This window comes from Lentiprolixibacter sp. (genome assembly GCF_982873095.1).
The window spans coordinates 1-11,898 of the sequence record NZ_CEYNTP010000069.1; the positions used below are offsets into that span (position 1 = coordinate 1).

The following is an 11,898-nucleotide window of genomic DNA, read 5'->3' on the forward strand; positions in this document are numbered from 1 at the left end:
TCTCCTGTCCCCGTTCCAACATCCAGCAATTTTCCGGTGCTGCCTAACGTTCTTCTCAGCCACGACAATTTCCGTTTGGTTCGTACTGACTTTACCCATTGATAGCATTTTTCAAAAAGGGTAGCTCTCTTATCTGAGTGGGACAGGTAGTCCTCTGATTCGTAATAGCTTTGCAAGTTTTCTGGTTTCGGAAAGGTCATCCACATATCGAGATCCGGGTGCTTTTTCAGGCTGAAGGTCTCGCCGCTAATAGCATGATCTACAACCTCGAACTCTTCGGTATTTTGTTTGGATGTCTTGACTTTGGCCAACTGCATATTGGATTAGGTTCCACGTGGAACATTATCTGCCCATGTATACCAAAAGCACGCTGATATCACTGGGCGATACACCACTTATCCTTGAAGCTTGGGAGATCGTCACGGGCTGGATTGCCTGTAATTTTTCGCGGGCTTCATAGGACAGGGATTTGATCTTGGTGTAATCAAAATTTACAGGGATCTTGATGTTCTCCAATCTTTGGAGTTTATCTGCATTGCTTTTTTCCTTTTCTATATATCCTGCATACTTTACCTGAATTTCTGCTTGCTCAAGTATGTCCCGTCCAAGCCCGTTTTCCGCAACAAACTGTTGTACTTCATCCAGTTCCAGCATATGCTCCATTCGCACTTTTGGTCTGCTGAATACCTTGTACATTTTATCCGCCTGTTTTACCGGAGCTGAATCAAGACGCTCCAGGATCGGATTAATTACGTCCGGCCTAAAACTGGTTGTTCTGAAGAAGGTCAGGAATTGCTCTGATTTCCTTTCCTTTTCCTGCACCCTTTTCAATCGCTCCTCTGATGCCAGGCCCAGGGAATGACTTTTCGGTGTCAATCTGAGGTCTGCATTATCCTGCCTTAATAAGGTCCTGTATTCGGCTCGGCTAGTGAACATGCGGTAAGGTTCTTCAGTCCCTTTAGTGATCAGATCATCAATAAGCACTCCTATATAGGCCTCGTCCCGTTTAAGAATAAAAGGCTCCTTATCATTCAGTTTCAGGTGCGCATTAATCCCCGCCATTAACCCCTGGGATGCCGCTTCTTCGTAGCCGGTGGTACCGTTAATCTGCCCGGCGAAGTAGAGGTTCTCCACCAGCTTGGTCTCCAGGGTATGCTTAAGCTGTGTAGGTGGAAAATAATCGTACTCTATTGCGTATCCCGGCCTAAAAAACTTCACATTTTCAAATCCTTTTACGGATTTTAACGCGCGATATTGTACATCCTCAGGGAGGGAGGTAGAGAAACCATTTACGTAAACCTCAACCGTATTCCATCCTTCAGGCTCAACAAAGATCTGGTGTCTGTCCTTATCCGCAAACCGGTGGATCTTATCCTCTATAGACGGACAATAACGGGGGCCTATACTTTTAATACGACCATTAAACATAGGTGATCGGTCAAAACCCTCCTTAAGAAGCTCGTGGACCTCCGGACTTGTATAGGTCATATAACAATCCCTTTGTTGTTCTAGTATAGGAGTATCCAGATAGGAAAACTTTTCTGGCTGTAAATCCCCAGGCTGAACAATCATCTGCGTATAATCCAGTGACCTGCCATCAACCCTTGGAGGAGTTCCTGTTTTCATCCTGCCACTATCGAAACCAAAGTCCGTGAGTTGTTCCGTTATCCCAGTGGCCGCTTTTTCGCCGGCCCTGCCCCCACCAAATTGCTTTTCCCCAATATGGATCAGTCCGTTAAGAAACGTTCCGTTGGTGAGGACAACCGCTTTGGCTTTTATATCTAGACCTAAAGACGTCCTTACGCCTATAATTCGACCTCCTTTCTCCAGCAACCCTTTTACCATTTCCTGGTAAAAATCCACATTAGGCGTTTGCTCTAAAGCCATACGCCATTCCTCGGCAAAACGCATGCGATCGTTCTGCGCCCTAGGACTCCACATAGCCGGTCCTTTAGACTTATTAAGCATTTTAAACTGTATGGCCGACTTATCAGTGACTATTCCGCTGTACCCGCCGAGCGCATCAATTTCCCGTACAATCTGTCCCTTTGCAATTCCCCCCATGGCGGGATTGCAGGACATTTGCCCTATGGTCTGCAGGTTCATTGTAACCAATAGTGTTTTTGAACCCATATTGGCCGCCGCTGCCGCTGCTTCAGCCCCGGCGTGGCCACCACCTACAACTATAACATCATACTCCTTTTCAAACATCTCCTTTTTGTTCCACGTGGAACATTTTTAAGTATATATCTTCCATGCGTCTCATCTCCTCTTGTTCCTCCCTAGTTCCGTCACCAAATCCCAGCAGATGAAGAACGCCATGTATCATCACCCTTTTTAATTCATCTTCGAACTCAATCTTTCTATCAATAGCGTTTTCCCTGACCCTTGGAATGCTAATATAAATCTCTGCCTCCACGTCTCCATCTTTGTTATACGGAAAAGTAATGATATCCGTAAGCGTATCATGATTTAAGAACTTCTTATTTAGGTCCAACAAGAATTCATCGGAACAGAAAATATAGGACAGCTTACTCAGGTTTTTTCCTTCTGCGTTCACCACCCTTTTTATCCATTCCGAATAAAGCTGCTTACTTGATAAGTTAAAATCGATTTCCGAATGGTACTCAATCATTGCGATTAAAGTAACGTTGCACGCGCTGTTTATATTTTTGGCGCAAAGGTAAGGCTTGTCTGTCTAAAATTTCAATTTGAGGTAATTGCTTATTTTCCCAATTCTGTGTAAATCTTAACGGATTGCTGTATTCTTGTTTACCGGTCCTGCTTTCCCTTTCCGATTTTTCTCCTTGTTTTAATGCAGCATCCTTAAGTTTTAGCAACTGATAATTAATGGCATTTAGTCGGTCTTTGGTGCGCTTTGTTATACCATTCTCTAACAAGTCTTCCTGAAACATCTGCATTTGTCGCAGGATCCGATTTGCCAACTTTCTGTCCTCGTTACTGATCATGTCCTGAAGCTGTTTTTCCAGTTGATTCTTTATCTCTTCCTGCAGTTTGTATATCTCATATAATTCCCGTAGTTGTTCCTCACTCATCTGACCTTCTCCATTAGGATCGTCTTTGCCGTTTTTGGTGCCCTGACCCTCTTCTCCTCCTTGTCTATTTCCTTGTTTCCCCCTTTCTCTTTCTTCATTGCCCTGTTCTCCCTGTGCCTGCCCTTCCTGACCTTCCTGACCTTTCTTGCCTTCTTCTTCCCCTTCTTTACCGGAGTCTCCAGATCCATTCTTCTCCATTCGTTTTTTCAACTCCTCCTGACTAATTATAATATCCTGCAGTTGCATTCCCTGCCCCTGACCTGCTCCAGGGGATAAGCTTTGTTGCATATTCTCCAGGATGTCTGCCAATAGATCTGCTAGCGTATTTGCAGCATTCAAAACGTACTGCTGATAAGATACCCCTTGGTATATTCTGTTCTCTGCAATACTCTCCAGCGATTTATCGATGTTGTAATATACTTCCGTGATCTGCTCGTTTACCACTTCGGACAGCTCCGCCCTTCTTAGTGACAAGGCAAAGAGGCTATCATCTACATGTTCGAATAACTTTCTCAATTGCTGCTGTCCCCGTACCGTCTCAGAAAACAATCCCAACTCCGCATTCACCTCCTGCAACTGATCAAACATTACTTCCTGTTTAAATGAGAAAGTAACCAGGTTGTCAAGAATCTGTCTCAACATTTCCGCATCTTCTGCCACGCTAGAGCCCCCAGCTCCTGCCGCGGCAGCCTGTTGCAATTCTTCGGCCATTTCTTTAATCTTCCTACCCAGGTTTTGTTGTCGGCTTTTGACCCCTCCTTCCGCTGGAGCTTGTTCTATGTTCTCGTCATTATCTCTAGCTGATTCATTCTTGAGTTTGTCAAGTACTCGCTCCTGCTCCCTATCAATCAGGTCCTCGTTCTTCTGATCCCGATTAATCTTTAAGGGCTTTTTTAATTTTTGATTATCCTTTTCAAGGGTGTCTAACTCCTTTCTCAATTCATCAAATTGTTTATTTACATCTTCCTGTGGTTTGGGCTGTAATTCCTGCTTTTTGCCTTCCCCTTCCTGCTTCTCGCCTAATTCATTGAGTTGTTTTGCGAGCTGAGCCGTTTTTTCTGTGACGTAATACCGCTTAGTCAGTTCCACCAATTGTTCCAGGCTGCGTTTGTTGTTTTGCTGCTTTTTGGCAACCTCTTCCAGTCGTTTCGCCAGTTCTTCCTTATTGATCTTGTCCGCTACTTTTTCCAACTCCTTTAAGAGCTTTTCATTTCTTCTGGCTTCTTCTTCCTGCCTTTCCAGGCGTTCCTTCAACAATTCATTTACCCGATCTGATTGCTCTTCCTGTGCCAGGTTATCCTTAAGCTGCCTGCTGAATTTTTCCATCATTTGTTCCTGGGCCTGTTGCTTTTTCAGGAAATCCTGTACCTGCCTTTTATCATTGAAATTAAGGTTGTTCTTTTCTTTTTGGGAGCGGTTTATTTCCTCCAACGCCTTTTGTTGTTCCCTGAATTGTTCCACTGAGTTGTCCAGATCCTTTATCAGTTCCTGTTGATTATGCAATCGCTGCTCCTTAACAGAAGTTTCATTGTAAATCATTGTGGTAAATGTCTGGCTTTTCGTTTTCTTCCCACCCCTCAAGCCGTCGTTGTCCCGCACTTCAAAATAGTACTCATATACCTCATCCGGGATAACTTCCAGGCCATCCGGGAACGTATAGTAGAATTCGTGAACTACATCGTTTAAGGGCCCTAACTCAACTACTTGTTGTTCTTGCTCCCTTCCCTTTGGATGGCAAACCAATTGCAAATTCCTAAGCCCATGGTCATCTTCGACAATTCCCCCATAATAAACATTGTTCGGGTTGAGCGTATCCTTTGCCTGGTTGACCCTGATCTTTGGGAAGGCGTCGCGGACCACCTCAAGTTCAAAGGCGAGTTCCTCGAAATTAGATACGTACTCATTACTTGTTCGTACCGTGTACTCCGTTCCCTTATTGAGCCGTTTTGTAAGTTCAAAAAGCCCGTTTTCTTCCTGAAAAGCAATCACTGTGTCCCTATCGCTAAAGGATATGGATTCCGTGTTTTTTCCCCTTATTCGCCAAATCACTTTTGTGCCTTCAGGGATAACCGCATTGCCGGTTCCTTTGATCCTCTCCGGGCTAAGTCCAAGGTAAGCCGGGTAGTCCAACTCCATTTCAAAGCCTTCCATTACCGGTACTTCCAGAGCATCTAAGTAGTACCTTTTCGATTGTACCCCTCCCCCCTTGAAGTAAAAAGTTGCATCCTTTAAAGGCGGGCTCAGCGTGTACTCATAAATGCCACCATCATTTCTTAACAAATACTCTTTTCCCTCCATCACCATATACACATCCTCCGGTATCGCAGTTCCACGTGTAGTAACCTGAAGCTGGTAGGGTTGGTTTTCCAATAATCCCTCTTCTTCGTTGAGCAATACAAAGGCAAAAGGGGCTGGGGGTTCATAGGCCAGATCATAATTCACTACCCGTTGGTATGAGCCTATGAATTCCGAAAGGTTGCCGCTTAGGTAGATAATACCCACAAGCAGCAAAGGAATTGCCAGGTACTTGAGGTATTTTAGGTTTTCCCTGAGGTCCACAGCATTTTGAAAAGGGATAGGGGACAGCTTAAATGACCTCTGGTCTATACTGGCCTGTAATAGTTCTGACTGCTCTTCGCTGTCTGCCAGGTCGAACAGATTATATAGCTTGTCACCTACTTCAGGAAAATGTCTTCCTATGATCTGTGAAGCCTGTTTATGGGTAATTCCCTTCTTTAATCTGAAAAGATAGATAAGGGGTATGCCAATTTGCCAGATAAAGAGGTACATCAACACCAGTGCGCCTGCGATAAACATCAGCAGCCTGCCTGTAGTGTCTAACCACAGCCAATACTCCAGGGAAATCAAAATGAGGGCAAACAGGGTGCCGAAGGCCAGGAAAAGCAAAATCCCTTTAAGAAGGGATTTGGTGTAATACTTCCTTCCAAAAGCCTCCAGTTTCTGCAGGATGTTGTGATAATGCTTCAAATTCCGGTATATTTATTACCAAGATACCTGTTCGGAAAGAAAGTAACCTCAAAAATATGTTAAAAAGCTCGTTATGCGCGACTTAAAGTATCTGGCAGCCCTTACCATTCCCTTATCCGCTATCGCTAGCCTGTATTTCAAAGGGCTTTGGAGTTATTTTACTCCTTTTTATGCCTTTGTTATCATCCCGGTTTTGGAGATCCTGCTGCCCGAAGATACCGACAACCTCGACGCGTCTGATCGTGAAAAGAAAAGCAACAACCTCTTGTTTGATGTCATGCTGTATCTCAATGTCCCCATAGTCTACGGCTTACTGATCATCTTTCTTATCTCTCTTACCACGGAAAACCTTGCGGGCTACGAGGTTCTGGGCCTTATGGTGTCCCTTGGCATCGTTTTGGGCGCCAATGGCATCAATGTAGGCCATGAACTGGGGCACAGGCAAAACTCCCCTGAGCGTTTCCTGGGCAAGCTTTTATTGCTGCCTTCCTTTTATATGCACTTTTATATCGAGCACAACTTCGGGCACCATCTGCACGCCGCGACCAAAGAAGACCCGGCCACTGCCAGGCTGAACCAAACGGTATATTCTTTCTGGATCACCTCTGTGTTCAGGCAGTATGCCAATGCATGGCGTATTCAAATGAGTCTCCTAAAGCGAGAGCAGCGCTCATTCTTATCTTATAAAAATGACATGCTCTGGTATACTGTTTTCGAAATTATCTTTCTCGTCCTGGTATATCTCATTTTTGGCCTCCCTGCCGTAGGCTTTGTTGTTGGGGCAGGTGTTGTTGGGTTCTTACTGCTGGAAACCGTTAATTATATCGAACATTACGGATTGTTGCGCAAAAAGTTGCCCTCTGGCAGGTACGAACGGGTAAGGGAAATCCACTCCTGGAACAGTAACCATATTATTGGGCGTATTGTTTTGTACGAACTTACGCGGCATAGTGACCACCATTACAAATCTTCAAAGAAATACCAACTGCTGGAATGCCACGAAGAATCACCTCAAATGCCGTATGGCTACCCTACTTCCATGGTAATGTCCTTTCTTCCGCCCCTGTGGTTCAAAGTAATGAATCCACGCATTCCGAGTTACATGAAAGAAGCCTGATCCCTGCTTTACTTCTGCCCGCAATAGCCCTATATTTGTGGTCTAAGAAGTGAAGATATGAGCAAGCAGGTCAGGGTTCGTTTTGCGCCAAGTCCCACAGGCCCCCTCCATATCGGGGGAGTGCGCACTGCCCTTTTCAATTATTTATTTGCAAAAAAGCACGGAGGAACATTTGTGCTCAGGATCGAGGATACCGACCAAAACCGTTATGTTGAAGGTGCCGAACAGTACATCATTGACGCCCTGAACTGGTGTGGGATCCCGTACGATGAAGGCCCGGGTAAAGACGGTGGTCATGGTCCTTACAGACAGAGCGAACGCGGAGAGCATTACCAGAAATATGCCGAGGAGCTCATTCAGAAAGGAAAGGCGTATTACGCTTTTGATTCCCCGGAAAGCCTGGACGAGCAAAGAAAAGCGCATGAGGCTGAAGGGAAAACCTTTATCTACAACTGGCATAACCGAGAACAACTCGATAATTCCCTGGGGCTCACCCCCCAGGAGACGGCTGCCCGAATTGCAGGGGGGACACCCTATGTGGTGCGTTTTCTAAGTCCGAAAGACAAAACGATTGTCCTTAAGGATGTGATACGGGGCACTATTGAAATTGATGCTAACACCCTTGATGATAAGGTCCTGTTCAAGAGTGACGGAATGCCCACCTATCACCTGGCCAATATTGTGGACGACCATCTGATGGGCATCTCCCATGTTATTCGGGGCGAAGAATGGTTGCCTTCCCTGGCCCTGCACTTTCAGTTATATAAAGCCTTTGGATGGGAACCTCCCGTTTTTGCCCACCTGCCGCTGATCATGAAACCTACCGGCAAGGGCAAGCTCAGTAAACGGGATGGTGAAAAAGGAGGTTTTCCTGTATACCCCCTGGCCTGGGAAAATTCTATGGGCTATAAGGAGTCCGGTTATTATCCGGAAGCCGTAACCAATTTCCTGGCTTTACTGGGTTGGAACCCGGGGACGGAACAGGAAGTGTTTAGTCTCAATGAGCTCACGAGCGCCTTTAGCCTGGAGCGCGTACAGAAATCCGGTGCCCGATTTGATCCCGATAAAACCATTTGGTATAATCATCAATATCTGCAACAACGGGAACTGGATGCCCTGTATTTGGATTTTATGGAAGTAACTAAGCAGATGGGGCATAGCCTGGAGCAATGGGATGCAGAATACATCAAACAGGTACTGCAACTTATCCGGGAACGGGCCAATTTCCCGACGGAGCTGTGGGATTTATCCCGTTTTTTCTTCGAAGCGCCTACGCAATACAATGAAAAGGCCGCAAAAAAACAATGGAAGCCTGCCACGGCAGCCGTAATGGGTGAACTCATTCCTGTTTTGAAAGGTATTGTTCCGTTTGACCAGCCGAACACCATTGAAAAGGACCTGAAAAATTGGATTGGTGAAGCGGGTTATGGTTTTGGTCAGGTGATGCCTCCCTTGCGCCTTGCCCTGGTGGGGGAGATGAAAGGGCCTCATATTTCCGATATTATGGCGATGCTGGGAAAAGAGGAGAGTATATCCCGGGTGGAGAAGGCCGTTGAAAAACTTGGTTAAAGCACGTTGAAAATCCAACAATATTAGTGAAGGAATGTAACAAAACTACTTCTTCTCACACTCATATAGTACTGTCTTTGCATATTCACTAACTATAATCTATTTCTACATGAACAATTTATTCCTGATCCCTGTCTATATCATAGGATTTCTCATCCTCCTGGCTTGTTTTTTCATAGTCAAGCAACAAACCGCCGTAGTAATTGAACGTTTTGGCCGTTTTCAGAGCATTCGTAATTCCGGTTTACAGATGAAGATCCCTCTGGTAGATCGCATTGCAGGCCGACTGAGCCTTAAGATCCAGCAGCTGGATGTCATTGTGGAAACCAAAACCCTTGATGATGTTTTTGTAAAACTGAAAGTATCCGTGCAGTATGTAGTTATCAGAGACAAGGTTTATGAGGCCTTTTATAAGTTGGAGTACCCTCACGATCAGATTACTTCATATGTATTTGACGTAGTCCGTGCTGAAGTGCCAAAAATGAAACTGGATGATGTCTTTGTGAAAAAAGACGATATCGCCATTGCCGTGAAATCAGAGTTACAGGATGCCATGCTGGAATATGGCTATGATATCATAAAAACACTTGTGACAGATATTGACCCTGATGCACAGGTGAAAGCTGCCATGAACCGTATCAATGCCTCGGAACGTGAAAAAATTGCCGCTCAATTTGAAGGGGACGCCGCCCGGATCTTAATTGTTGAAAAGGCTAAAGCCGAAGCGGAAAGCAAGCGTTTGCAGGGACAGGGGATCGCCGACCAGCGCCGGGAGATTGCCCGTGGTCTTGAAGAATCTGTCGAGGTCCTTAATAAAGTGGGCATCAATTCCCAGGAAGCTTCTGCCTTGATCGTGGTAACACAGCATTATGACACCCTTCAGGCCATAGGGGAAGAGACAAACACCAATCTTATTTTGCTGCCCAATTCCCCCCAGGCAGGAAGCGATATGCTGAACAATATGGTGGCTTCATTTACAGCGAGCAACCAGATAGGTGAAGCGATGAAAAACCAGGCTGCCAAAAAGAAAGACACTGAGTAGTCTGAGCGGTGAGCTAAAATCTTAATTTGACTTTTGGCGATTTCTCAGCTTGTTCAGGCCCCATTCAAGGGCTAAAGGTACAAGCTGCTTACTAAGCTTGTTTATCACTCCATACTTCAGGGGCTCCGGTTGAAATTGCTCCTGAACCAGGTGTATCCCCATTTTAAACTTTTCCTCAGCAATTCTGCGTTCCAGCTTGGCAATTTTAATTTCCAGATCCAGTTCTTCAAAGGAATTGTATACGCTAGTATCTTTCATTCTTCAAAATAATATTTCGACACGCTTCTAAGTATAGGCCTTTCCAACCTAGAGCGCAGTAGGTAAATAATAATGCCCACGATCATGTAGAAAATGCCGATGGCCAGAAATCCCTGGAACTCGCTTAGCCATAAAGCATTCAGGTAGAATCCCAGTGCAAGCGAAAGAAAGAAAAATGTTAATAAGAAAAATAGCCCAAGCAATAGTGTTTTGACAGAATTCACCACCAATTTCATGGCGAATCTGAAGGTCTGAAGTTTAAACTGTTCTGAGGTAGCGTCTACATAATCTCTCGCAGCTGATTCTGATTCGGATAAGCCTTTTTTTATCTTATCAAAAGCCATTTTATTTCTGCAGCTGAGCGTTCTTTTTCTTCAATTCTGCCAGTTTGCTTTCCAGTCCGGCGATTATATCATCGGCTTTGTAGCTCATGTTAGAAATCGACTCATCCAACTTTCTTTCGAATTCTTCTTTGTGATTCTGTGCAGATTTTGTCAATTCTTCAGTGGCCTTTGAAAGGCGCTCATTGATTTCTTCAGAGGCCTTTTTTGCTTTCTTTTTTATTTTCTTCCTTGTTTTGGCGCCTTCATCAGGAGCATATAAGATTCCTATGCCAGCACCAATTGCAGCTCCTGTTAAAAGTGCTAATAATACTGATCCGCTATCATTTGACATATCTTAAAATGTTTTTTGGTTACTCTTTATGATAAGAAGATATCTGTGGAATTTCTGTTAAAGCCTCGTTAATTCCCGTAAACATTGGAGTTGTTCTCAATCCGCTCGTACCTTCTTACCACAGATATCAATAACATACCGTTTGTTATTTTTATAGTAAATAAGTAGAATGGAGGCCAACTTTACGAAGCTCCACTAGTACATGTTTTTACAAAGGAGGATGAAATGCCCTTGCTCAGGTGCTTTTTTGCTGGATCTTGGCCCAGGTATCACGGAGGGTAACCGTACGGTTGAACACCAGGTTGCCGGGGGTGCTGTCCGGATCCACATTGAAATACCCCAACCGCTGGAATTGAAAGCGATCCCCCGGTTGAGCGTCTGCCAGACTGGGCTCCACAAATCCCGATATTATTTTCAGAGAATCCGGGTTCAGGAATTCCATAAAATCCTTGTCTTTATGGCCGTCCGGATTGGGATCAGAAAAGAGTCGGTCGTACACGCGTACTTCGGCAGGAACGGCATGGGGGACTGAAACCCAGTGCAGGGTTCCCTTGACCTTGCGAAGGCTTTCCTCTGTTCCACTACCGCTTTTGCTTTTGGGGTCGTACGTACATCGGATTTCCAGGATATTCCCCTCCTCATCTTTTGTGCAGGACTCCGCCTTGATGATATAGGCATTTTTTAACCGCACTTCACCGCCCAGTTTTAATCGGAAGAACTTTCGGTTCGCCTGTTCCCTGAAGTCCTCGTGTTCAATGTAAAGTTCCCGGCTAAAGGGGACTTCCCGGCTACCAGCAGTTTCGTCTTCCGGATTGTTCTCCGCCTGCAGCCATTCCTCGCCATCTTCAGGATAGTTCGTAATAACGAGTTTCACCGGATTAAGGACCGCCATCACGCGGTCATCGATCTTGTTGAGGTGCTCCCGGATATGGAACTCCAGCAGGGAAACATCCACAACATTCTCCCGTTTGGCAATTCCAATGGTATCGGCAAAATTACGGATAGACTCCGGGGTGTATCCCCTTCTCCTGAGCCCGGAAATTGTGGGCATCCTCGGGTCGTCCCAACCTCTAACGATTCCTTTTTCTACTAATTGGAGCAATTTCCGTTTGCTTACCACGGTATGACTTAGATTTCTTCTTGCAAATTCCCGTTGTTTTGGCCGCACCAGGTTCTTGTCCACTACCTGGTCC

General features: G+C 45.2%; 10 protein-coding genes and 1 pseudogene. 3 read left to right on the plus strand and 8 right to left on the minus strand.

All coding sequences use genetic code 11. From position 1 onward, the window contains the following. The 4 genes and pseudogenes from AC4E7D_RS06010 to AC4E7D_RS06025 all read right to left on the minus strand — a co-directional run. Nucleotides 1-317 (minus strand): annotated as a pseudogene (locus AC4E7D_RS06010) (methyltransferase); the annotation flags it as partial. Nucleotides 318-342: 25 nt separating this feature from the next. Continuing rightward, nucleotides 343-2,211 (minus strand): tRNA uridine-5-carboxymethylaminomethyl(34) synthesis enzyme MnmG, encoded by a 1,869-nt coding sequence (mnmG, locus tag AC4E7D_RS06015; RefSeq protein ID WP_490172910.1) that lies wholly within the window; start codon nt 2,209-2,211, stop codon nt 343-345. Beyond that, nucleotides 2,204-2,635 carry an rRNA maturation RNase YbeY gene (ybeY, locus tag AC4E7D_RS06020; protein ID WP_490172911.1) on the minus strand — a complete coding sequence of 144 codons (432 nt, stop codon included), beginning with the start codon at nt 2,633-2,635 and terminating at the stop codon, nt 2,204-2,206. The genes mnmG and ybeY overlap by 8 nt, the downstream gene beginning before the upstream one ends. Beyond that, nucleotides 2,628-6,044 (minus strand): hypothetical protein, encoded by a 3,417-nt coding sequence (locus tag AC4E7D_RS06025; protein WP_490172912.1) that lies wholly within the window; start codon nt 6,042-6,044, stop codon nt 2,628-2,630. Before AC4E7D_RS06025 ends, ybeY begins: the two co-directional genes overlap by 8 nt. 73 nt (nt 6,045-6,117) lie before the next feature. On the opposite strand from AC4E7D_RS06025, the gene AC4E7D_RS06030 reads away from it, so the two are divergent. The 3 genes from AC4E7D_RS06030 to AC4E7D_RS06040 all read left to right on the plus strand — a co-directional run bounded on the left by AC4E7D_RS06030 (nt 6,118) and on the right by AC4E7D_RS06040 (nt 9,772). Then, nucleotides 6,118-7,161, plus strand: coding sequence for an alkane 1-monooxygenase (locus AC4E7D_RS06030; RefSeq protein ID WP_490172913.1), 1,044 nt, complete (start codon nt 6,118-6,120; stop codon nt 7,159-7,161). Between the two features lie 57 nt (nt 7,162-7,218). Next, nucleotides 7,219-8,730, plus strand: a complete 1,512-nt coding sequence (gltX, locus tag AC4E7D_RS06035) for a glutamate--tRNA ligase (protein ID WP_490172914.1) — start codon at nt 7,219-7,221, stop codon at nt 8,728-8,730. A gap of 109 nt (nt 8,731-8,839) precedes the next feature. Beyond that, complete coding sequence (locus AC4E7D_RS06040) at nt 8,840-9,772, plus strand: SPFH domain-containing protein (RefSeq protein WP_490172915.1); 933 nt, start codon at nt 8,840-8,842, stop codon at nt 9,770-9,772. Nucleotides 9,773-9,793: 21 nt separating this feature from the next. Here AC4E7D_RS06040 and AC4E7D_RS06045 read toward each other — a convergent pair whose 3' ends face one another. The 4 genes from AC4E7D_RS06045 to AC4E7D_RS06060 all read right to left on the minus strand — a co-directional run. Next, entirely contained in the window at nt 9,794-10,030 is a 237-nt protein-coding gene (locus tag AC4E7D_RS06045; RefSeq protein ID WP_490172916.1) for a hypothetical protein, read from the minus strand. Next, nucleotides 10,027-10,374 carry a hypothetical protein gene (locus AC4E7D_RS06050; RefSeq protein WP_490172917.1) on the minus strand — a complete coding sequence of 116 codons (348 nt, stop codon included), beginning with the start codon at nt 10,372-10,374 and terminating at the stop codon, nt 10,027-10,029. Before AC4E7D_RS06050 ends, AC4E7D_RS06045 begins: the two co-directional genes overlap by 4 nt. Nucleotide 10,375: 1 nt before the next feature. Then, complete coding sequence (locus tag AC4E7D_RS06055) at nt 10,376-10,705, minus strand: YtxH domain-containing protein (RefSeq protein ID WP_490172918.1); 330 nt, start codon at nt 10,703-10,705, stop codon at nt 10,376-10,378. A gap of 235 nt (nt 10,706-10,940) precedes the next feature. Further along, on the minus strand, nt 10,941-11,898 hold a 958-nt coding region (locus tag AC4E7D_RS06060), incomplete at its 5' end, for a glutamate--tRNA ligase family protein (RefSeq protein ID WP_490172919.1).